Raw genomic sequence first — 22,854 nt, forward strand, 5'->3', positions numbered from 1 at the left:
GGCATGATGCGGCTAACGCTCGCATCATCGATGCTTGGGGAACCCACACCCCACCAACGCGGGCCTGGCGCTGAATGCCGCCCGCGTGCCGGAATCGTGATACGCACGCGGCCGATCCGCCGCGTAGCCGGCGCGAACCACCGACCGAACCGAACGCATGACTTCGACAAGACAGAAAAGCCTGAAATGGCTTACCGCAGTGATTTTCGGTGCGGCGGAAACACCCGAGCAGCGCATGCACTTGACGTTTCTGTTCATCGCGCCCTGGGGCTGTTATTTCAGCGCGGTGTTCGATGCGGCGGTCGGCATCACCGGCACGCTTTACGTCGCGGTGCTGTTGAGCATCGGGCTGGCGGTGCACGCACTCTGGTTCCAGGCGCGGCGATCGCTGCGCCCGCACGGCATGGCGGCGCTGTTCTGCCTGCTGATGCTGTTCGTCGTGCTGCCGTTGAGCTGGTTCGACAACGAGGGCGCCGACGGCCCGACCCTGTTGTTGTTTCTCTTGCTCGCGGCCTATGCGCTGGGCGCGATCGTACTGCGCCCCTGGCAACGCGCCGCCCTGATCGCCAGTTTCGTTGTCGTACCCACCGTGCTGCTGATTACAGGCTATCGCCATCCGACCTGGGTTCCGACCTACGCCGACCCGCAACAGCGCCTGCTCGACCTGGGCGTGTCCTACACTTTTTCGGTCGCGCTGCTGGTAGTCCTTATGGGCGGCTATCTCCGGCGTTTCGAGAATGAACACCGCGATGCCCGCGATACGGCGCGGCGTGACAGTCTCACCGGGCTGCTCAACCACGGCGCCTTCCACGGCATACTCAACCAGTACGAGCTCGAACGCCCACTGGACAGTAGAGCGATCCTGCTCACCTACGATCTGGATCATTTCAAGCAGGTCAACGACACCTACGGCCATGCTTATGGCGACGAGGTCCTGTGCCATTTCTCGCAGCTTCTGGACGAGACGGTCGCGGACTATGCAGGCGTGGCCGGACGCTGCGGTGGCGAGGAATTCAATCTGTTCATTCCGTACGCCACACGCGACGATATCGTGGCGCTGGACAGTCGGCTGCGCGAGCAGTGTCTGAAACGGCCGCTACGTCACGGGCCCGTCTGTTTCAGTGGCGGCGCCGCGCTCGATTCCGCCGAAACTTTTTCCGTCGATGAATGGCTGGCGCGCTCGGACACGGCTCTTTATGCCGCCAAGTCGGGCGGACGCAACCGCTCGCTGTTCGACGACGGCCAACCCATGGCGATAATGCCGACGGACACGCGATAAATCGGATGCATAACGCAGCAATATCGCCATGTGCCAACAACATTATGTTGCGTCTGTGCGACGACAGAAGACGGTGTATTTCCCGGGCCATCGTGCGGCCGTATCGGCGAAAAATGTTCATGCCCAAGGTTTGCGACCCGGTCGCGACCTACCTCTTGCCGAAACCGCGGTAACCCGATGGCGGATGGCCGATTCGATTCGGCCGTCCGTCCGTCTGCCAAGGGGGCGTCGTATCGCCGGGCCCGGCCTGCTACTCGATGAACGCGGCGAATCGGTCGTTGGCGCGCATGACCGCGCGTGCGAGCGCGTTGTCGCAGCCGCAGCGCAGCAACGACTCCTCGGTTGCATACGATGCCGAAATGGTCCGGGCCGCCAACCAGCGCACCGGCTCAGGCTCCCAACACCGCAGCAGGGCATCGGCCGCAACGTCGCGATGCGCCCAGGGCGCGCGCGTGCGCGGCGTATCCTGGCCCGCGATCAATTCGGCCGTGGTCCGGCCCATGAGATGCGAGGCCGCCACGCCTTCCCCGGCATAGCCGCCGGCGGTGGCCAGGCCGGTCTTCGAATCCACGATCGCGTGTGGGCGAAAACGCCGCGACAAGCCCAGCGAGCCGCCCCAGCCGTGGGTGACGGCCAGATCGGCGGGCAGGCCGGGAAACAGATCGAGCAACAGGCGCCGACGCAGCTCGATATCGGCCGACGAAATCGCGTGATCCTGTTTCGGCGCGCCGCCCAGCGGATAGGCCCCGCGGGCCCCGAACACGAGCCGGCCGTCACGACTGCGATGACCATAGTTGATCATGCGGCTGGCATCGCAGAAGGTCGGTCGGCCGGCCAGCCCGACCCGCGCCCAGACCTCGTCGGACAGCGGCTCGGTGGCGATCACCAGACTGCGCACCGACAATACGCGGCGCCCGAGCCCGGCCAGCCCGCCACTGTAGCCTTCCGTGGCCTGGACGATATGGCGCGCGTTGAACTGGGCGCCGTTGGCGGTGATGACGTGATGCGGCGCCAGATAACGCACGCGGCTGTGTTCGTGGATCGTCACGCCGCGTCGTTCCGCGGCCCGGGCCAGCCCCTGCACCAGTTTCATCGGGTGCACGCTCGCGGTGTGGCGAAAGAACAACGCGCCGTAACCGCGGCGAAACGCTGCACGCGCGGCCAGCGCCGGACCGTCGAGCCAGAGACAATCCTCGGGCGCGTGGCCGAGTTCTATCAGCGAGGTGCGATGCGCTTGCTGGATCGCAACCTGCTGGGTATAGCGCGCGGCGGCGTCCAGGGTGCCGCCCTTGTGGAAATCGGCCGCGATCGCCTCGCGCTCGGTCACGCGCCCGATCTGATCGACGTTGTCGGCCAGTTGGGCACAAATGGCTCGCCGCGCCGATAGGTCCAGATCGCCGACCAGGCGTTCCAGGCCGGCCAGATTGCCGATCACCCAGCCGCCGTTGCGGCCCGAGGCCCCGTGGCCGACGGTTTCGGCCTCCAGCACGACAATGTCGAGCTGCGGCCGGATCCCGGACAGGTAATAAGCGGTCCACAGCCCGGTGAAGCCGGCGCCGACGATGACGACATCGGCTTCGTGACGGTCCGCCGCCGGCGGCCGCGATGCGGCATCGCCGACACTGTCGACCCAGTAGTTGGAGGCGGCATCCGGGACGGTCATGAAACGCGTCTCAACGAATGGTTTCGAGCAGCCGATACCAGGTCATGCCGAGCGCCAGCAGCGTGTTGCCGAAGCGCTCGCCGAACGGCACCCGGCCGTGCGGCAGGCCGGCAAAGGCATCGAACCCGGCGGCCTGGCCATCAATCGCATCGGCCAGCACGCGGCCGACGATATGCGACGTGGCCACGCCGTGGCCGGAATAGCCCTGCGCGTAATACACATTGTCGCCCGGCCCCGTGCGACCGAGCATGGGCATGCGATTGGGCACGATGCCGGCCATGCCCTGCCATTGATAATCGATGGCCACGCCCTCAAGCGCCGGGAAGGTCGCTTCCAGCCGTGGCCGCAGATAAGCGGCGATATCCTCGGACTCGCGGCCAGAGTAGTTGGCGCCGCCGCCGAACAACAGCCGACCGTCGGCGGTCAGCCGGTAGTAATCGAGTACGAATCGGGTGTCGTAGACCGCCAGATCCTCGGGATTGATCCGATGTGCGGTCTCGCCGAGCGGCGCGGTGGTGACGATGCCGAGCGCGGCCGGGAACAGCTTGCCGGCCAGATCGCGGCGCGCCAGCTTGTGATAGGCACCGCCGGCCAGCACGACGGTATCCGCCGTGATCGACCCCTGCGCGGTCACCACGCGCGCGGGCGCACCGTGCTGGATGTCGGCCACCGGCGAGCCCTCGAAGAGGGACACGCCCTGATCGGCGGCGGCCCGGGCCTCGCCGCGCACGAGATTCAGCGGGTGCAGATGCAGATTCGCGTCGTTGCGCAGCGCGCCGTGGTAGAGCGGCGTATCGAGCAGCCCGCGCAATTCGTCTTTTTCGATCCAGCGCACCCGATCGCCCATGCCACGGGCGCGGGCGGCTTCGAGGTCGGCCTTGAGCGCCGCCACGTGCCCCGGCTGCCAGGCCGCCTGCAGATGCCCGTGCTTGAGATCGCAGGTGATACCGTAAAATTGGACGCGTTCCTCGATGAGGCGCTGGCCGCGCCAGCGCAGATCCCAGACGAAGGCCTCGACGTCGCCGCCCGGCACATCGCGCAGGTGTTTCTTCAGCCCGGCCTCGCCCGACAGGCTGCCGGTGACCTGGCCGCCGTTGCGTCCGGATGCGCCCCAGCCGATGCGGTTGGCCTCGACCAGTGCCACCGAGTGGCCGCGCTCGGCCAGTTCGAGCGCGGTCGCCACGCCGGTGAAACCACCGCCGACAATGGCCACATCCACGCGCAGGTCCCCGGCCAGTGCCGGATACTCGCCCGGCTCGGTGATCGAGGCGGCGTAATAGGACGTGGGGTACGCCCCTGCCCGCTCAGGCATGGTCGAAGCCGGACAATACATTGACGACGTTGACGCCAATTTCCGCCACCGCATACCCGCCTTCCATCAGAAACAGCGTGGGCCGGTTCATGCCGGCCAGACGGCGACCGTAGTCGGTGAAATCGTCGGAACCGAGTTTGAAGCGGCCGATGGGATCGCCTGCGAAGGTATCCACGCCCAGTGACACGATGACCAGATCGGGGTCGTATTCGTCGATCCCGCTCATGGCGGCCTCGAGCTCGGCCAGCCAGGCCGCGTAGTCCGCGCCGGGCGGCAGCGTATGGTTGCGATTGTAGCCTTCGCCGGCATCCACCCCCAGTTCGTCGGCGCAGCCGAGATAATGCGGGAATTCATCCAGCGGGTCGCAGTGCAGCGACACAAACAGCACATCGTCGCGGTCGTAGAAGATCTGCTGGGTACCGTTGCCGTGGTGGTAGTCGACATCCAGGATCGCCACGCGCGCCGCACCGGCCTCTCGTGCCGCCTGGGCGGCGATAGCGGCATTGTTGAAAAAACAGTAGCCGCCGTATTGATCGAATGCGGCATGATGGCCCGGCGGCCGGCAAAGCCCGAAGGCGGCCTCGCCGGTAGCCTGCACATGATCGAGGGCGGTCAGCGCGATATCCACGCTCGCCCGGGCCGCTTCCCAGGTGCCGGCCTCGATCGCGGTCTCGGCCGCCAGCGCGTAATAGCCGAGCCTGCCGTCGATGTGGCGGGGCACGAAATCGGCCCGGGTGCGGCGCGTCGGCCAGACCGAGGCGATGGCCTCGCCGGTATGGCCGGCGGCCCGCCAGTCGGCCCAGGCATTTTCAAGGAAATCGATGTACGCCGGATCGTGCACCGCCGCGATTGGCTCCAGGCCGTGCATGGTGGCGCCGCGGATCGCGCCGAGTCCGACCGTTCGGATGCGCTCGGCGATCATGTCGACCCGCTCGGGGCATTCCAGCGGCGCGATCAGCCGCCCGCCGGCCAGTTCGGTGGCCGAACGCCGATTCTGCGTACGATTGTCATGAAACGTCAGCATGCCGCAGGGCTCCATTGAAATCGGCGGCCGGATGGCCGCCGTGGATTCGTGACCCGGCCCGTGACACCGCCGCGGGCCGCCGGGCGCGTCAGACGCGCAGCAGCAGGTACTCCCGCTCCCAGGAACTGATCACCTTGAAATGCGCGATCTCCTCGGTGCGCTTGACCGCCAGATAGGTATCGATGAAGCGCTCGCCGAGCAACGTCTTGAGCGGCATGCAGTCGGCCAGGGCTTCCAGCGCCCGGCCCATGTCGGACGGCAGGCGATGGCCCCTGGCATGGGCCGAATCGGCCACCGGCGCACGCGGCTCGAGCTTGTCGCGAATGCCGAGATAACCACAGGCCAGTGACGCGGCGATGGCGAGATACGGATTCACGTCGGCTCCGGCGATACGGTTTTCCACGCGCTTGCCGCGACGCCCCGAATGCGGCACGCGCAGACCGACGGTGCGGTTGTCGTAGCCCCATTCGGTGTTGATCGGCGCCGAGCCATTGGACAGATCCGGCATCAGGCGCCGATAGCTGTTCACGTTCGGCGCCAGCAGCGCCAGCGCGGGCGGCAGATAAGTCTGCATGCCGGCAATGAATTGATAGAACAGCGCGGTCGGCTCGCCGGCTTCATCGGCGAACGCGTTCTCGCCGCCGGCCACGTCGACCAGGCTCTGATGAATATGCATCGAGCTGCCGGGTTCGTCCGCCATCGGCTTGGCCATGAACGTGCCGTACATGCCGTGCGCCAGTGCCACCTCGCGCAGGGTGCGCTTGAACAGGAACGCCTGGTCGGCCAGATCGAGCGGATCGCCATGCTCGAAATTGATCTCCATCTGGCCCGATCCTTCTTCGTGGATCAGGGTGTCGATGTCGAGCGACTCGGCCTCGCAGTAGTCGTACATGTCCTCGAACAGCGGATCGAACTCGTTGACCGCGTCGATGCTGTAGGCGCGACGCGATATCTCGCGCCGGCCCGAGCGGCCGGCCGGCGGCTGCAGGGGGTAATCGGCATCGGTGTTGCGCTGGACGAGATAGAACTCCATTTCCGGCGCGATCACCGGCCGCAGGCCGAGCTTTTCGTACAGCGCAAGCACCCGGCGCAGCACGTAGCGCGGGCTGACCAGCACCGGCTCGCCGTTGAGATAGCTGCATTCGTGGATGATCTGCGCCGTCGGCTCGCGTGCCCAGGGCACCAGGCGACAGGTCGACAGATCAGCGTCGAGCTGCATGTCCAGCTCGGCCGGATCGACGATTTCCTCGTCGTCTTCCGGATAATCGCCGGTCGCGGTCTGGATGAAGATGGAATCGGGCAAGCGCGGACGCTCGCCGTTGAGATAGCGGGCCGCCGGCATGATCTTGCCCTTGGCCTCGCCGGTGATGTCCGGCACCAGGCATTCGACCTCGCTGATGCGATTGGTGTTGAACCATTCGCGGATCTGCGGATCGCTCGTATCCTCGCTCATAAATCTCCCGGGTTTGCAGAATCCGGGCCGGCGCGACGCCGGCCCGGGACCAGACCTACCGCGACTGCACTTCCGTCCACAGCTGCTGGACAAACTGCAGGTTGTCGCCTTCGATCGCCGGCGTGAAATGCAGACGCTTCATCTGCGCATCGGTCGGCATGACCGGCGGCTCGGTCAGCGACTTGTCGAGATAAGGCTTGGACGCCTTGTTCGGGCTGGCATAGGCATTCCAGTTCGACAGCTCGGCGCCGATCTTGGCCTTGAGGATGAAGTTGATGAACTCGTTGGCCAGTTTCGGATGCGGTGCGTGGGCCGGAATCGCCATGTTGTCCACCCAGAGCTCGGCCCCTTCCTTGGGCACCACGAACTTGATGTTCTTGAAGCCTTTCGGGTTCTGGCTCTTGTCGAAGGCATAGTCGCCGTTATAGGCCATGCCGGCGGCCACGTTGCCGCGCGCGAGCTGCTTGAGGGTCGGCGTGGCATCCTGGAAGCCACTGAAGTTGGAGCGCTTCTTGGTTTTCAGGATGAGTTTGGCCGCCTTGGTCCACTTGTCGCGGCCCTGGCAATCGTACGGGTAGCCGAGATAGGCGCAGGCCGAGCCGAACATCACCTGGGCGTCGGTGCCGATCTCGAACGGGTATTTAGAATTCGCTTTCGGATCGAACAGGATCGACCAGCTGGCCGGCTGCTGGCCGAGCGTCTTCACGTTGTAGGCAATACCGGTGTCGCCCCACTGGTAAGCCGCGGTGTACTTGCCCTTGGGATCGTAACTGGTGTCCTTGAACCGCGACATCAGATTGTCGTAATTCGGGATCAGCTTCTTGTCCAGCGGCTGGATCAACCCGGTATGAATCAGGCGCGGCACGTAGTAGTTCGACGGCACCACGATGTCGTACTGCGAGTCACCGCCGGCGCGCAGCTTGGCGAACATCTCGGGCTGCGAGTTGTAATAGCTTTGTACCACCTTGACGTGATACTTCGCCTCGAATTGCTTGATGATCTTCGGATTCATGTACTGCGACCAGTTGAAGATGTACAACGTGTCGCTGTTGGCGGCGAACGCCGGCAGCGCGAAGGCGGCGACGGCGGCGGCCGCAATCAGTCGGGTCAGGGGTCGGAGTTTTCTCATCATCGGGTCCTCGTGCTGCTTGTTGGCGGGTGTTTCGGATCAGGGTAGTGAACTAGCGCGATTGAACCTCGCTCCAGAGTTGCTGGACGAACTGTAGCGAATCGCCCTTGAGCGCGGGCGTGTAGTGCAGACGCTTCATCTGGGTGGCGGTCGGCTGGCTCGGCGGGCGCTTGAGCGCCGGCTTCAGGTAAGGCTGGGCCGCCTTGTTCGGGCTGGCATACCAGGTGAAGTTCGACAGCGTCGCGCCGTTCCGACCATCGAGTATGAAGTTGATGAACTTGTTGGCGAGTTTGGCGTGCGGCGCCTTGTCCGGGATCGCCATGGTATCGACCCAGAGCTCGGCGCCCTCCTTGGGCACGACAAACTTCAGGTGCTTGTAGGACCGCGGATTGTTCGCCCTGTCCTGGAGGTAATCGCCGTTGAAGCTCACCCCCGCGGCCACGCTGCCGCGCGCGAGCTGGCGCAATACCGGCGTGCCATCCACGAAACCGGAAAAATTCGGGCGTCTCTTGGTTTTCAGCAACAGCTTCGCGGCCTGCTTCCAGTTGTCGCGGCCGGTGCAGGCATAGCCATGGCCCTGATAGGCGCAAGCCGCTCCGGTCATGACCTGGGCATCGGTACCCATGGCAAACGGATACTTCGAGTTCGCCGCCGGATCGAACAGGATCGACCAGCTCGGCGGCAGATTTCCCAGTTTTGCGGTGTTATAGACAATGCCGGTATCCCCCCACTGGTAAGCCGCCGTGTACCGGCCCGTCGGGTCGTAGGCCGGCTTGCGGAAACGCGGCATCAAATTGTCGAAGTTCGGGATCTCGGCCTTGTCGAGCGGCTGGATCAGGCCGCTCGCGATCAATCGCGGAACATAGTAGTTCGAAGCCACGATCACGTCGTATTGGGCATCGCCCCCGGCGCGCAGCTTGGCGAACATTTCCGGATTGGATTCGTAGAAATTCTGCACCACCTTGACGTGGTACCTGGCCTCGAATGCCTGGATCAGCGTCGGGCTGATGTAATCGGACCAGTTGAACAACACCAGCTTGTCGCCGTAAGGCGCAGCCTGGGCGCTACCCAGACCGGCCAGGGCCAGCAGCAGTACCGGGGCCAGTCGTTTGAGGCCGCGCCGGCCAACGCTGGCGGCCAGCGCAGACACGCGCAGGGTCCTGGATTCATTCATGTCGGCTACCACTTCGGCGGCTGTGTGGTTCAGCTGCGGCCTGCTGATCGTATATGGCATGGCATCGCCCCTAGCGTGACCGGATCTCGGTCCATAGCTGTTGGACGAATTGCAGATCATGGCCGCGGATCGACGGCGTGAACCTGAGCACCTTCATCTCGGCGGGCGTGGGCATGATCGGCGGCTTCGACAGTGCGGCATCCAGATACGGCTTGGAGGCCCGGTTCGGGCTGGCGTAGTAATTGAAATTCGAAAGCTGCGCCCCGCGCCTGGCATCCAGCACGAAGTTGATGAACTCGTTGGCGAGTTTCGGATGCGGTGCACGCGCCGGAATCGCCATGTTATCCACCCACAGCTCGGCGCCTTCGGCGGGTACCACGAACGTGGTGTTTTTCAGCCCCTGCGGATTGTCGTGTTTCGCCGAGACATAATCACCGTTATAGGTGAGCGCCGCATCCACCGTGCCCCGGGCGAGTTGCTGGAGCACCGGCACGCCGTCACGAAAACCGTTGAAATTGGGGCGCTGCTTGGTCTTGAGCACCAGTTGCGCCGCCTGCTTCCAGTCGTCGTCGCCGCGGCAGGCATAACCGTGGCCCTGGTAGGCGCAGGCCGCGCCCAGCATGACCTGGGCATCGGTCATCATCGCGAAGGGATACTGCGGATTGTGCTTGGCATCGAACAGGATCGACCAGCTGGCCGGCTGTTTACCCAGCTTCTTTGTGTTGTAGACGACGCCCGTGTCGCCCCATTGATAGGCAGCGACGTACTTGCCCTCGGGATCGTAGGGTGGCTTTCTGAACCGCGGCATCAAGTTGTCGTAGTTCGGAATCAGCCTCTTGTCGAGCGGCTGGATCAACCCGGTCGCGATCAGCCGCGGCACGTAGTAATTGGACGGGAAGACCACGTCGTACTGCGAGTCGCCGCCGGCCCGCAGCTTGGCGAACAACTCCGGATTGGAGTGATAGAAGTTGCGCACGATCCTGACGTGATACTGCTGCTCGAAGGCCGTGAGGATCTTCGGGCTCATGTACTGCGACCAGTTGTACAGATACAACGTCTTCGCCGGTTCGGCGCTCGCCGCGGTGGCCAACGCCAACCCCAGGACCAGCCCAGCGGCCAGCCCGATCCCGTGACGCCGTTTTTTCATGACATGCCCCCATCCCCTGGTTGAAAACTAGTCACTGACCCGCGGCCGCGCCAGCCGTACGTACTGAAAAGCCAGCGCGATCGCGGCCGCTGCGAACACCGCACCGATCATCAACGTGGCAATGGCGTTGACCTCCGGCGTCACGCCCTTCTTGATCGCACTCCAGATGAAGATCGGCAGCGTGGTGCTTTCCGGCCCGGAGGTGAAGAAACTGATCACGAAATCGTCGATCGAAAGCGTGAAGGCCAGGAAGAAGGCCGACACGATCGCCGGGCGCAGCGTCGGCAGAATGAAGTACCAGGCCCGCTGCCAGCCGTTGGCGTACAGATCGTGGCAGGCCTCGAACAGCATCGAGTCGAGGCCGACCAGCCGGGAGTAGATCAGCAGCGCCACGAACGGCACCTGGAAACTCACATGAGCGATCACCATCGTGCCCAGCCCCAGGTTGAACAGGCCGGTGGCGTTGCTGATGGAGGTAAAGAAGCTCATCTGCGAAATGCCGTAGACGATGTCGGGCATCACGATCGGCAGATAGACCAGCCAGATCAGCCAGCCCAGCCGGCGATGGCGATAGGTGTACATGCCATAACCCAGCAGCGTGCCGATCACCGTGGCGATGGTCGAGGAGGTGATGGCCAGTGTCAGGCTGTTGTAGAAGGCATTGAGAATCGTTTCATCGGCGAACAACGCGGCGTACCAGCGCAGCGATATCCCCGCGAACACCGCGGACGAGTTGATGCTGTTGAACGAATACAGGGCGACCACGGCCAGTGGTGCGTAAAGAAAGAACAGCATCACGTACCAGAAGGCCTGCAGCCCGCGATTGAATCCGCGCGCACTCATAGCACCACCTGCGAATCACCGCCGAGTTTCTTGCCCATGCGACGCAGCACCAGCAGGCCGACCAGCGTGGCGATGATCATGATCAACGCACCCGCCGCGCCCAGCGGCCAGTTCGAGGCTGCCGCGAACTGCCGGGCCACCAGGTTGCCGAGCATCATTGACTTGCCGCCGCCGAGCAGTTCGGGGATGACGTACATGCCGAACGCCGGAATCGAGACCAGCACGGTGCCGGCCAGCAGCCCGGGCAGTGTCTGCGGCAGCACGGCGTGGATGAAGGTCCGGATCGGCCCGGCGCGCAGATCGCGTGCGGCGTCGATCTGCGCATAGTCGAGTTTCTCGAACACCGCGTACAGCGGCAGCACCATGAACGGCAGGAAGTTGTAAACCAGGCCGATCACGACCGCGAACTTGGACGGAAACAGCCCCATCTGCGGCGAGATCAGCCCCAGGGACGCCGCCAGGTTGCTCACCGGCGACCCCGGCGAGAGGATGTTCATCCAGCCGATCGCGCGGATGACCTGATTGGTCCAGGACGGCACGACCACCGTCAGCAACATGAGCGGGCGCATCCGGGCCGGCGCGCGGGTGATGTAATAGGCCACCGGATAGGCCATGGCGATCACCAGTCCGGTCGACAGCACGGTCTGCCAGATCGAACGGATCAGGGTATAGAGGTTGCCCGGCGACCAACCCAGGAAACCGAAGCCCGCCAACTCCTTGAAGGCTTCCAGGGTCAGCGGCATTCGTGGCAGGCCGTAGGTGCCATTGGTCATGAACGCGATCGTCATCAGATAGGCGCTGGGCAGCACCAGAAAAACGACGATCCAGATCACGCCGGGCGAGACGACCGCGATCAGGTGGCCGGTATGACGCGGCTCGCGGCGTTTGGGCGATTCGCTGCCCCGGGTCGCGAACGCGCCCAGGGTCCGTGTGTCTTTCGTTCTAGGCATGGAAGGTGACCACCCCCGAGGTCTGCACCGACACCGCCACGCGCGTGCCGACGTCGAACATCGGCTCGCCGATGTTGTTGCAGGTCACGACAAGCTCGGTGCCCTCGGCCACGGTGAGACAGTATTCGGCCACATGGCCGCGGTAGACCCGTTCGGCCACCTCGGCGAAAAACACGTTGGCCTCGGACGACGCCTGTTCGGCGCGCTCCACCCGCATGGTCTCCGGTCGAATCAGGACGTGACTGCCGCGCGCGAAGTCGCCCACCAGGCGGCCGAAGCATACATCCAGCCCGGATTCATCCTGTTGGCGAATCTCGAACAGATTCTGGTGACCCATGAAACGGGCCACGAACAGGTTTTCCGGGTGTTCGTAGAGCGTCTGCGGCGGCCCGACCTGCTGGATGTGACCATCGTTGAGCACCGCCACCCGGTCACTCATCACCATCGCTTCCTGCTGATCGTGGGTCACGAACACGAAGGTCATGCCCAGCCGCCGCTGGATCCGCATCAGCTCGAGCTGCAGTTCGCCGCGCAGGCCGGCGTCCAGCGCCGACAACGGCTCGTCGAGCAGCAGCACATCGGGCTCGTTGACCAGCGCGCGGGCGAGTGCGATGCGCTGGCGCTGGCCGCCCGACAGCTGATCGACCCGGCGACCCAGAAGCTCGCCGATCTTGATGAACTCGGCGGTTTCGGCTACGCGCTTTTTGATCTCGGCCTTGTCCATGCCCCGCATCTTCAGCCCGAAGCCGATGTTCTCGCGCACATTGAGGTGATTGAACAGCGCGTAGGACTGAAACACCGTATTCACGTTGCGCTTGTGTGCCGGCACGTCGGTGACCGAGGCGCCCCCGATCTCGACCTCGCCGTCGGTGGCGCTCTCCAGCCCCGCGATGATGCGAAGCAACGTCGTCTTGCCACAGCCGGATGGTCCGAGCAGCGTGAAGAACTCACCGCCGCTGATCTTGAGATTGATCCCGCGCAGCGCGATCGAATCCGCCGCGAACTGCTTGGTCAGACCGTGCAACTCGATCGATGAGCCACTGCGATCGGTGGCCGGGTTCTGCTGGGTCGTCGGCTCGGAGATTGCCGGTGCCGCAGCTGTCGACTGCCCTGTCATATCCGCCCTCATTTAGAGTAGATCCCGCATACGGTAGAAATTGGTGGCCAGCACCAGCAGCGGCGTACGCAGACGCTCGCCCCCCGGAAACCGGCGATGCGTGAGTCGGGTATAGAGATCAAAACGCTCGGACTGCCCGGCCACGGCCTCGCCGATCAGCTGCCCCGCCAATCCCGCAAGCGCCATGCCATGGCCGGAATAGCCTTGCGCATAGAACACGTTGTCGCCGATGCGTCCGAAATGCGGGGCGCGATTGCGGGTGACGCCGACCAATCCGCCCCAGCTGTACTCGATGCCAATATTCTGCAGCGCCGGAAACAGACGGCCGAGCTTGGTCTGCATGCGCTCATTGAGCCGCTTGGGCGGCTTCTTGCCGTAACTGACCTGACCGCCGTAGAGCATGCGCGGGCCATCCGCGGGCGCCGCGGACAATTGGTAGTAATCGAGCACGAAATTGGCATCCGAAACCGCGTCGTCGCCCGGCAGCGTCTCGGCCACCTGGGCCGGGGACAACGGCTCGGTCGCGATGATGTAGTTGCCCACCGGCATCAGATGGCCCGACAGCTCGGGCGCGACATCGGCCGCCAGATAGGCGTTGCCGCCCAGCACCACATGGCCGGCGGTCAGCGCGCCCTCGGGCGTATGCACGATCGGCGTCCTGCCATGCACGATGCGCTCGACCGGCGATTGCTCGTAGAGCGTCACACCGGCCTGCTGGGCCGCGCGCGCCAGGCCCAGCACATAATTCAACGGATGCAGGTGCCAGGATTCGGCGTCGTACAGCCCGCCGATGTAAGACGGGCAACGTACGTGCGCGTTGAGCGCATCGCGATCGAGCAGGGTCAGGCCGTCATAGTCGTAGACCTGCCGCATGTGCTTCTGTTCAGCCGCGAAGCCCTTCATGTGACGCGGCTTGAGCGCGGCATAGACCGCGCCATCGCGCAGATCGCAGTCAATGTCGTGGCGCCGGATACGATCGACCGTCAGCCTGACCGCCTCGCGCGACATCTCGAACACCCGGCGGGCATCGTCGGTCCCCAGCGCATTGGCGAATGTCGACATGCCGGTACCGAAGCCAGTCAGAATCTGGCCACCGGAGCGGCCCGACGCCCCCCAGCCGATACGGTTGGCCTCGACCAGCGCGACCGAATAACCCCGCTCGGCCAGATGGAGCGCCGCCGAACAGCCCGTCACGCCCCCGCCCACGACGGCCACGTCGACACGGCGCGAGCCGGTCAACGACGTCGGGGGCGACGCCAGCGTGATACGCCGGCTGTCGCGATAGTAGCTGTCAACGTAGTCGCTCATGGAGATCTTTATTTGTGATCACAATCCAAACATGCCGCAATTGATGCCCGTCTGTCGAATCGCGCGATCGCGGTGCAAACATCGCTGCAATCGACAGAAGACGGCCCGCCCAGGATGCACCAGCAAGCCCTGGGCCAAGTCTCACAAGGCCTCGCGCCGGCCGATTCGGCTCCAGAAGAGCGCTCACCAGGCAAGATTTGCACAGTTATAGCGCATTCAGCGTCGTTTTGTGATCACAAAAAGGTCATAGGCCGCGCCAAATGGCCGTTGGCGCCCGCAGCGGCTCACTCTATGCTGAAGCAGGAAACGACACGAGTTGACGCATGGCCGCCTACGACCAATTGACAGCCCGCACCGGCACGAATAATCGCCAACAAGCGATTTATTCCGCAGGCCTCGCCGGGCGCCGGCCGGCGATTCCGGTCGAGCCGGGCGCGCTCGCCGCTGCGGCCGGGCGGCGCATGGCGCGGGCCGCGTACGCCTATATCGCTGGCGGCGCTTCAGCGGAAACCACCGTGGCGGCGAACCGGAGCGCGTTCGACGCGTGGCGGATCGTACCGCGCATGCTCACCGACATCTCGTGCCGCGACACCGGGGTTTCATTATTCGGCCGACGTTACCCGCATCCGTTCATGCTGGCACCGATCGGCGCGCTGGAACTGGCGCACCGCGACGCCGATGTGGGCGCGGCGCGCGCGGCAGCCGCCGCCGGTATCCCGGCGATCCTGTCGAGTCAGGCCAGCCGGCCGATGGAAGCCTGTGCCACGGCCATGGACGCGACCGCCCCCGGCGCGCCGCGCTGGTTCCAGCTGTACTGGCCGAAATCCGATGCGTTGGCCGAATCGCTGATCGGCCGCGCCGAGGCCTGTGGCTGCGAAGCACTGGTGGTCACGCTGGATACGCCGCTGCTGGGTTGGCGCCCGCGCGATCTCGATCTCGGCCACCTGCCGTTCCTGCGCGGGCAGGGCCTGGCCCAGTACACCCACGACCCGGTGTTCCAGGCCATGCTGGCCGAATCAGCCGCCGATACCGATCAGCCGCCGATCACGCCGAGACTGCTGGCCAATGTCCTGGCCAGCGCGCGGCATTATCCGGGCTCGACCTGGCGCGCGTTGCGCAGCGGCCGCGGCCTGGCCGCGGTACGCCAGTTCGTGGCCACCTACTCACGCCCGGACCTGAGCTGGTCCGACCTGGCCTGGCTGCGCGAACACACCCGCTTGCCGATTCTGCTCAAGGGCATACTCTCGACCGACGATGCACGCCGGGCTGTCGAGGCCGGCATCGATGGCCTGATCGTGTCCAATCACGGCGGCCGGCAGGTCGATGGCGCCATCGCCAGCCTGGACGCCCTGGCCGCCATCCGCGGCGCCGCGCCCGATCTGACGCTGGTGCTGGATTCGGGCGTGCGCACCGGCGCCGACATCGTCAAGGCCCTGGCGCTGGGCGCGGACGCGGTTGCGATCGGCCGGCCGTATGCCTATGCGCTGGCACTGGCGGGCACGGGCGGAGTCGCGGAGTGGATCGCCAACACCGCGGCCGATTTCGAGCTCACCATGGCCCTGTCCGGCGCGCGCTCGGTGGACGATATCCGCTCGGGCGCGGTCACGCTGCAGACGCCGAGGCAGGCATGATCGATCTGGCGCCGTGGCTGATCGGGCTGGCGATCGTCGCGCTGGTATGGTGGCGCCAGATGGGCGCGCGCGCGACGGCCCGGCGCGCAGCCCAGAACGCCTGCGCCGAAGCGGAGGTGACCTTCATCGACGAACTGGCCTTCAAGCGTATCGGCCTGACCCGCGACAGCCAGGGCAGCTGGCGTCTGACCCGCCGCTACGGCTTCGAGTTCTATCGCCGCGGTGACCGTCGCTATTCGGGCACGGTCGAGATGTTCGGCCAGCAGGTCCGACATGTCTACATGGGCCCGCGCCCGTTATGAATGGACGCTCAGACGGCCTGGCGCGGATCGGTCGCGGCAACGCCCGGTTGCCCGCCATGACGCTCGCACACCGCGGCCAGCGCGCGGTGGCCGGACATATCATGGAGTTCGCGGAAGACCACCCAGTCGAGCATGCAGTACACACAGATCGCCGGATAGCGCCAATGATCGAACGCACCGTCGGCGGCCGCCGTCTCCAGCCAGTCGAGGCAGGTCCGGATACGCTCCCGGTGCCGGTTGTAGATCATCGCATCCTGGCTTGGATCGAGTCCGGAACGCACGGCCAGGAGCAAGGCCACGAAGGCGTCGTTGGCGCCGTCGATCACGGTCAGTTGATTCTCCTGGCGCCAGCTTAGCGGGGCCTGCCCCCGCTGCGCCGCCAGATAACGCTGGATGACCCGCGAGTCGAACAACGTCGTCTCGCCATCGATCAGCGTCGGAATCTTCAGTGTCGGATTATGGCGCGCCAGCTCGGCCTGGTCGGCGCCGTAGATCGCCAGATCGCGAAATTCGTAGTCGACGTCGACCAGCAGCAGCCGGGTGCGACGCACATAGGGGGAAGTGACGGATCCGAACAGTTGCATGGACATCGCGGTGGCAAATCGTCGCACCAGTGTACCCCCGCCCGGGCCGGGTCACTCGCCTGGCCCGGGCGAGTCGCGTTGCCCGCGGCAGGCGATTAAACTCAACCCGAATTCTCCAAGCCCGCATTCGATGTCAACCCACGAAATCACGCTACGCTTTCTCGCCGAGCCTTCCGATGTGAATTTCGGCGGCAATGTCTTCGGCGGCAGTGTCATGAAATGGATCGACCATGCCGGTTATACCTGCGCCGCAAACTGGTCGCACAGCTACTGCGTCACGGCCTATGTCGGCGGCATTCGGTTCCTCAAGCCGATCCGGGTCGGCGATCTGGTCGAGCTCAAGGCCGAGTTGATGCATACCGGCAACACCAGCATGCATATTTCGGTGAGCGTCTATGCACGCGACCCGAAATCCGACGATGCCCGCTTTACCACGCACTGCATTCTGGTGTTCGTCGCAGTTGACGGTGAAGGCCGGCCGACGAAGGTGCCGACCTTCACCCCGGATACGCCGCAGGCCCGCCGGCTCAACGACTATGCCCGCAAGATGATCGACCTGCGCCAGCGCATGCAGGACGAAGCGGCCGATTTCCTGGACGAGATGGAAGCCCATGCGCACGACGACTGATTCGAAACCGCCAGGGGAACCCACGACGCGGCGATCTGTCTGTTCCGGGAAGCATTCATAAGGCGAGCCCATGCAACGACGCACCCTGCTCAAGGCGTCTCTGGCGCTGACATCGCTCGGGCTGCCGGCGATCCCGGCCTTTGCCAAATCACCGATTGAGAGCGGTCCGGGCCAGCCATTTTCCTTCCACTGGCTCAAGAGCAAGGCGCAGAAGATGTCGCGCTCGGCCTATCAGTCGCCAGCGGAAACACTGCCCGACACGCTCGCCAGCCTGGCGCCATTGAAGTATCAAAAGATCGTGTACGACTGGCACGACGCGCTGTGGTCGTCGGATCCCAAGGTCGCCCTGCGGGTGCATTTCTTCCATGTCGGCATGCATTTCAATACGCCGGTGCGCATGCACGACATCGACCCGGATACCGGCAGGGCGCATCGCATTCCCTTCAAGCCGAACTTGTTCAACTACGATCACAGCGGCGTGGATCCGACCCAGCTGGAAGGCCATAACCTGGGATTCGCCGGCTGGCGGCTGGCGGTCAAACCCTGGGGCGCCTACGTCAACGAGGTGGCGTCGTTTCTGGGCGCGAGTTATTTTCGCGCGATCGACAAGGACAAGCAGTACGGCTTGTCGGCGCGCGGACTGGCAATCGATACCGACGAGCCCGGTGGCGAGGAATTTCCGGATTTCACCCAGTTCTGGTTCCAACGGCCCAAGGATGGCTCCGAACAGGTGACCGTCTATGCCCTGCTGGATTCACCGAGCGCGACCGGGGCCTATCGCTTCAACATAGACGCCGGCAACGCCCAGGGCGTGATCATGGATATTTCGGCACATGTCTATACGCGCAAGGCGATCAAGCGCCTGGGTATCGCGCCGATGACCAGCATGTATCTCAAGGGCACCGCCCAGGAAACCGCCCGCGACACGATCTATCCGCTCATGCACGACTCGGACCGGCTGTCGATGTGGCGCGGCAACGGTGAATGGATCTGCCGCCCCCTCTACAACCCGCCGACGATCCAGTTCAACACCTTCATGGACGAAAATCCGCGCGGTTTCGGCCTGGTCCAGCGCGATCACGATTTCAACGATTATCGCGACCCGGTCACCTGGTATAACCGCCGGCCGAGCCTGTGGCTCAAACCCACGAACAAATGGGGCAAGGGCCAGATCGCGCTCATGGAAATGCCCACGGTCGGCGAAACCGTGGACAACATCGTGGCGTTCTGGATTCCGGAAAAACCCGTCACCGCCGGCCGGCATCTGCACTATGACTACACGCTGTACTGGTGGCCCGAACCGCCCGTATCGCCCTCCCTGGCCATTGTGGACAAGACCTGGTCGGGCATGGGCAATGTCCAGGAAGGCTGGATTCCGGGCAACAGGTCGCCCGACCGGTACGCCCGCCGCTTTGCCGTGGACTTCGTCGGCTCGCCGCTGGACAAGCTGCCGGACGACGCCAATGTGACGGTCAATGTATCGGCCTCCAACGGCAAGATCAGTTATACCTCGACCCACGTCATGAAGCCGATCAACGGCTATCGGGCCGTATTCGACTGGATGCCCACGAGCGACGCCACCACCCCGGTCACGCTCCGGGCCTATCTGGTCAACGGCAGTCAGACGCTGACCGAAACCTGGCTGTACCAGTGGGTGCCGCCGGCGCCGCAGGATCGTCATTATTAGGGCCTGTTGCCGTTTCGTGCGAGTCCGCGCCAAGCGCTGTTTTGCGGCGAGACGAGGCGTAGTGCGCGCCGTGCAGTCACTCTGCACAAGCGGGCTACAACGCTGGATTGGACACCTAGGGGCGGGCACAACATGATGGCGGACGCGTTCTGCGTGCTTCCCGCTTTGCGTCGCGTGCCCCGCCGATGACTGCCGCGTTATTGATCGCGGCCCGCGTCGTCGCCGGGCTGCTCGTCCTGCTGGTGGCGGGCTACGGCACCGGCGCGCTCTGGTTTCGCGGCCCCAACCCGCGCGCGCTGCGCATCGCCTTGATCGCGGCCTGGTGGGCCGCGGCGCTGGGCGGCCTCGCCGGGCTGATCGCCGCCGACCGGCTCGGTCCGGCCATCTTCGCACTCGCCGGACTGGCGTTTGCGCTGTGGTGGGCGCAGATCCGTCCGCGCTCGGACCGCCCCTGGGCCGACGATGTGGCGCGCGTGCTCCACGTGGAACGTCACGGCCCACAGGTGCGCCTGCACAACGTCCGCAACTTCGACTGGCGCACGCGCGACGACTACACTCCGCGCTGGGAAATCCGCGACTACGATCTCGACCAGCTCATCGCCGTGGATCTGGTGGCCTCGTACTGGATGGGACCGACCATCGCCCATACTCTGGTGTCCTTTGCCTTCGCCGACGGCCGGCACCTGGTGTTTTCGGTCGAGGTCCGACGCCTGGCCGGCGAGGATTTTTCAGCGATCGGGGGCCTGTTCCGGCAATGCGAACTGGCCCTGGTGGCCGCCGACGAGCGCGATATCGTGCGCACCCGCACCACCGCGCGCCGCGAAGACGTTTATCTGTATCGCGTGGCAATGCCCCGGCACGCCATTCGTGCGCTGTTCGAGGCTTATCTGGATACTGCCGACACCCTGGAATACCGGCCGCGGTTCTACCACACGCTCACGTCCAACTGCACGACACTGGTCTACGACATGGTCAAGGCGATCGTGCCCGGACTGCCCTGGAACTGGCGCCTGCTGGCCTCGGGCCATCTGCCCGAATACCTCTACGATCTCGGCGCGCTGGATACACGCCTGCCCCTGGCGGAACTGCGGCGTCGCGGCTGTATCAACGCGGCCGCCATCGCCTCCGATAGCGACGGCCATGCCAGCCCCGATTTCTCCGATGCGATCCGGCGGGGGCTGCCGGCGCCCGAAGGCGCACCGACGCCGCCCCCATAGCCCGGGCGCGCCGCGCGAACTCGCATCAAACGACAATTGGTCCTATTAATCCGGGATCAAAACAGCTGACTTCATCAGCTGTTTTCAACGCCTTCAAAAATAAAAGCCGGCGCCTGTCCGTCTTTTATCTTCAAGGGCTTCGCGGGCAATGGCCGCGGCGAGCATGCGGTCGCATACGGGCGCTATTAATCCGAAAAATCATCCATTTTTGTGCCGGGTTGATAATGTAATTGTCGAACCGCGCATTTGCGCCTGGCCCATCCGGCTTGCTTTTTGCCTGCGAACCGACCGTGTTTGATCTGCGCCTTATTATTGATTCTCGGGGGCCAACGATGTCTCGCATCGCTATTCCTGCCGCGGTTTTGACCGTGCTATTCGCCGCCGGCCTCGCGCCGGCCCTGGCTGCCGATACCGGCTCGGGAGGGAGCCGGACCGCCCAGACCGACCATCCGCCGAGCCAGACGCCCACCGCGTGGAATCTGGACGATCTGTACGCTTCGCCCGCGGCCTGGCAGAGCACCTATGACCAGACCCAACAGCGCATCGACACGCTGCCGCGCTTTTCGGGCCACCTGACCGACAGCCCGAACGCTCTGGCCAACGCGCTGGACACGATCTCCGACGTACAGAAATCGATCGCGCGCCTGTCGGTCTATGCCGGCCTGGCCGCAGATCAGGACCTGCGAGACAGCACCGCCCAGGAGCGCCGCAACAAGGCCGACCGCCTGGCCGCGCAATTCGGCGAGGCAACCGGCTACGTCCGGCCCGAGCTGGTGGCGATGAATCAGGACAAGCTCGAGTCCTGGAGCCAGGAGAAAGCGCTCGCAGACTATCAATACATGCTCACGCAGGTCATGAAGGCGGCGCCGCACACCCTGTCGCGCCAGACCGAATCGGCACTGGCCGCGCTGAGCCCGGTCAACGGCCAGAGCGATACCTTTTCGCTGTTATCGAACGCCGATATGCAATGGCCCAGGATCGAGATCGACGGCAAGGAACGCACAATCGATCAGGCCGGCTATACCAAATGGCGCAGCAACCCGGACCGCGAGGTCCGCAAACGGGTGTTCGCGGCGTTCTGGTCTAAATACAAACAGTACGAAGGCACCTTCGGCTCGCTGCTCGGCCAGACCGTGCTCCGGCACGTGATCGACGCGCGCCTGCATCACTACGACAGCGCGCTCGCGGCCGCCACCGCCGACAACGACATCCCCACGCGCGTTTATCACCAGCTCGTGGCGTCGGTGAACGACAATCTCGACACGCTGCACCGCTACCTCAAGCTGCGAGCTCGCATGCTCGGCGTGAAGCAGCTGCATTACTACGACATCTACCCGCCGCTGGTGCATTCCGACCGTTTCTTTACCATCGACGAGGCCCGGTCGCTGGTGCGCCGTGCCACCCGCCCGCTAGGCGCGCACTACGAACAGCTGCTCGATAAGGCAACCCGCTCGCCCTGGACCAGTGTCTATCCGCGCCCGGGCAAAAGCGCCGGCGCCTACATGAACGGCGCGGCCTACGACGTGCATCCGTATGTGTTGATGAACTTCAACGACGACTACGAGAGCGTGTCGACCTACGCCCATGAATGGGGCCACGGTGTCCACACCATGCTGGCGCACGAGCACCAGCCGTTCGCGACCGCGGATTATCCGATCTTCACCGCCGAGGTCGCTTCGACCACCAACGAACAGCTGCTCGTCCACTACATGATCGCGCATGCGAAGACCGACGAGGCCAAGCTGTTCTACATCGGCCAGGCGCTCGAGCAGCTGCGCGGGACCTTCTTCCGCCAGGCCCAGTTCGCCGAATTCGAGCTCGCTATCCATCAGGCCGTACAGAAGGGTGAACCGCTGTCCGGCGCCCGCTTGACCCAGATGTACGGCGATATTCTCGACAAGTACTACGGCACCAAGGACGGCATCACCCGGATCGCGCCCGAAGACGACATCGAGTGGGCCTATATCCCCCACTTCTATTACGACTTCTATGTTTATCAGTACGCCACCTCGATCACCGCGGCGCATTATTTCGCCAGCCATATCGAGCATGGCGACACGCAAGTCCGAAAGGCTTATCTGCACGCGCTGTCCGAGGGCGGCGCCGACAGCGGCTACACGATTCTCAGGGACGCCGGCGTGGACCTGGCGACGGCCGCACCATACCGGGCGCTCATGGCCTACATGAACGACCTGATGGACCAGGCCAACGCCATCCTCGACAAGCAGCCCGGCAACCGCGAGAAGGCCGCGGGCTGACCCGGCTGCGGGCCGCGCCTGGCCGCGCTTCCGTGTGGGCAAGCCAGCGCGGTGGCGCCTTCCGTGCTACGATTATGATCACGAAGTGTATGCCGCGACCGTCGACAGGGCGGTCGGTCGCACGCGCGACGCTTCGTTCTGCTGCTCC

The 22,854-nt window shown here is 64.6% G+C and carries 19 protein-coding genes; 7 read left to right on the forward strand and 12 right to left on the reverse strand.

Features of this window, described 5'->3' with window-relative positions; translation table 11 throughout:
• Positions 1 to 157 precede the first annotated feature (157 nt).
• Positions 158 to 1,279, forward strand: a complete 1,122-nt coding sequence (locus ACS8Y6_RS11450; protein WP_440855602.1) for a diguanylate cyclase — start codon at positions 158 to 160, stop codon at positions 1,277 to 1,279.
• A 250-nt stretch (positions 1,280 to 1,529) separates the two neighbouring features.
• Here ACS8Y6_RS11450 and ACS8Y6_RS11455 read toward each other — a convergent pair whose 3' ends face one another.
• The 11 genes from ACS8Y6_RS11455 to ACS8Y6_RS11505 form a co-directional block, all read right to left on the reverse strand.
• A complete protein-coding gene (locus ACS8Y6_RS11455; protein WP_440848899.1) occupies positions 1,530 to 2,942 on the reverse strand; it encodes an NAD(P)/FAD-dependent oxidoreductase in 1,413 nt (470 codons plus the stop codon).
• 10 nt (positions 2,943 to 2,952) lie between these two features.
• Positions 2,953 to 4,254, reverse strand: a complete 1,302-nt coding sequence (locus ACS8Y6_RS11460; protein WP_440848898.1) for an NAD(P)/FAD-dependent oxidoreductase — start codon at positions 4,252 to 4,254, stop codon at positions 2,953 to 2,955.
• Positions 4,247 to 5,278: a histone deacetylase family protein gene (locus ACS8Y6_RS11465; RefSeq protein ID WP_440855603.1), complete on the reverse strand. Its 1,032-nt coding sequence runs from the start codon at positions 5,276 to 5,278 to the stop codon at positions 4,247 to 4,249. Before ACS8Y6_RS11465 ends, ACS8Y6_RS11460 begins: the two co-directional genes overlap by 8 nt.
• An 88-nt stretch (positions 5,279 to 5,366) precedes the next feature.
• Positions 5,367 to 6,731: a glutamine synthetase family protein gene (locus ACS8Y6_RS11470; RefSeq protein ID WP_440855604.1), complete on the reverse strand. Its 1,365-nt coding sequence runs from the start codon at positions 6,729 to 6,731 to the stop codon at positions 5,367 to 5,369.
• 55 nt (positions 6,732 to 6,786) lie between these two features.
• Positions 6,787 to 7,860, reverse strand: a complete 1,074-nt coding sequence (locus tag ACS8Y6_RS11475; protein WP_440848895.1) for an ABC transporter substrate-binding protein — start codon at positions 7,858 to 7,860, stop codon at positions 6,787 to 6,789.
• A gap of 52 nt (positions 7,861 to 7,912) precedes the next feature.
• Complete coding sequence (locus ACS8Y6_RS11480) at positions 7,913 to 9,094, reverse strand: polyamine ABC transporter substrate-binding protein (protein ID WP_440848894.1); 1,182 nt, start codon at positions 9,092 to 9,094, stop codon at positions 7,913 to 7,915.
• 10 nt (positions 9,095 to 9,104) lie between these two features.
• Positions 9,105 to 10,181, reverse strand: coding sequence for an ABC transporter substrate-binding protein (locus ACS8Y6_RS11485; protein WP_440848893.1), 1,077 nt, complete (start codon positions 10,179 to 10,181; stop codon positions 9,105 to 9,107).
• Between the two features lie 27 nt (positions 10,182 to 10,208).
• Complete coding sequence (locus tag ACS8Y6_RS11490; RefSeq protein WP_440855605.1) at positions 10,209 to 11,024, reverse strand: ABC transporter permease; 816 nt, start codon at positions 11,022 to 11,024, stop codon at positions 10,209 to 10,211.
• The gene (locus ACS8Y6_RS11495) at positions 11,021 to 11,974 is read right to left on the reverse strand and encodes an ABC transporter permease (protein WP_440848891.1); all 954 of its coding nucleotides are present in this window, start codon (positions 11,972 to 11,974) and stop codon (positions 11,021 to 11,023) included. The genes ACS8Y6_RS11490 and ACS8Y6_RS11495 overlap by 4 nt, the downstream gene beginning before the upstream one ends.
• A complete protein-coding gene (locus ACS8Y6_RS11500) occupies positions 11,967 to 13,091 on the reverse strand; it encodes an ABC transporter ATP-binding protein (RefSeq protein ID WP_440848890.1) in 1,125 nt (374 codons plus the stop codon). The genes ACS8Y6_RS11495 and ACS8Y6_RS11500 overlap by 8 nt, the downstream gene beginning before the upstream one ends.
• A gap of 12 nt (positions 13,092 to 13,103) precedes the next feature.
• Positions 13,104 to 14,399 (reverse strand): NAD(P)/FAD-dependent oxidoreductase, encoded by a 1,296-nt coding sequence (locus ACS8Y6_RS11505; protein WP_440855606.1) that lies wholly within the window; start codon positions 14,397 to 14,399, stop codon positions 13,104 to 13,106.
• Positions 14,400 to 14,722: 323 nt separating this feature from the next.
• On the opposite strand from ACS8Y6_RS11505, the gene ACS8Y6_RS11510 reads away from it, so the two are divergent.
• Both ACS8Y6_RS11510 and ACS8Y6_RS11515 read left to right on the forward strand, forming a co-directional pair.
• Positions 14,723 to 16,030 carry an alpha-hydroxy-acid oxidizing protein gene (locus ACS8Y6_RS11510; protein WP_440848888.1) on the forward strand — a complete coding sequence of 436 codons (1,308 nt, stop codon included), beginning with the start codon at positions 14,723 to 14,725 and terminating at the stop codon, positions 16,028 to 16,030.
• Complete coding sequence (locus tag ACS8Y6_RS11515) at positions 16,027 to 16,332, forward strand: DUF3301 domain-containing protein (protein ID WP_440848887.1); 306 nt, start codon at positions 16,027 to 16,029, stop codon at positions 16,330 to 16,332. Before ACS8Y6_RS11510 ends, ACS8Y6_RS11515 begins: the two co-directional genes overlap by 4 nt.
• Before the next feature lie 8 nt (positions 16,333 to 16,340).
• Here the strand turns inward: ACS8Y6_RS11515 and ACS8Y6_RS11520 are convergent, their stop codons facing one another.
• Positions 16,341 to 16,916: a glutathione S-transferase family protein gene (locus ACS8Y6_RS11520; RefSeq protein ID WP_440855607.1), complete on the reverse strand. Its 576-nt coding sequence runs from the start codon at positions 16,914 to 16,916 to the stop codon at positions 16,341 to 16,343.
• Between the two features lie 130 nt (positions 16,917 to 17,046).
• Between ACS8Y6_RS11520 and ACS8Y6_RS11525 the strand changes: the two genes are divergently transcribed.
• The 4 genes from ACS8Y6_RS11525 to pepF all read left to right on the forward strand — a co-directional run bounded on the left by ACS8Y6_RS11525 (position 17,047) and on the right by pepF (position 22,706).
• Entirely contained in the window at positions 17,047 to 17,544 is a 498-nt protein-coding gene (locus tag ACS8Y6_RS11525) for an acyl-CoA thioesterase (RefSeq protein ID WP_440848885.1), read from the forward strand.
• A 70-nt stretch (positions 17,545 to 17,614) separates the two neighbouring features.
• Positions 17,615 to 19,231, forward strand: coding sequence for a glucan biosynthesis protein (locus ACS8Y6_RS11530; protein WP_440855608.1), 1,617 nt, complete (start codon positions 17,615 to 17,617; stop codon positions 19,229 to 19,231).
• 185 nt (positions 19,232 to 19,416) lie between these two features.
• Positions 19,417 to 20,448 carry an Lnb N-terminal periplasmic domain-containing protein gene (locus ACS8Y6_RS11535; protein WP_440855609.1) on the forward strand — a complete coding sequence of 344 codons (1,032 nt, stop codon included), beginning with the start codon at positions 19,417 to 19,419 and terminating at the stop codon, positions 20,446 to 20,448.
• Positions 20,449 to 20,780: 332 nt separating this feature from the next.
• The gene (gene pepF / locus ACS8Y6_RS11540) at positions 20,781 to 22,706 is read left to right on the forward strand and encodes an oligoendopeptidase F (RefSeq protein WP_440855610.1); all 1,926 of its coding nucleotides are present in this window, start codon (positions 20,781 to 20,783) and stop codon (positions 22,704 to 22,706) included.
• The last annotated feature ends 148 nt before the right edge of the window (positions 22,707 to 22,854 follow it).

The sequence above is a fragment of the Salinisphaera sp. RV14 genome (assembly GCF_052044135.1).
Lineage (GTDB): Bacteria > Pseudomonadota > Gammaproteobacteria > Nevskiales > Salinisphaeraceae > Salinisphaera.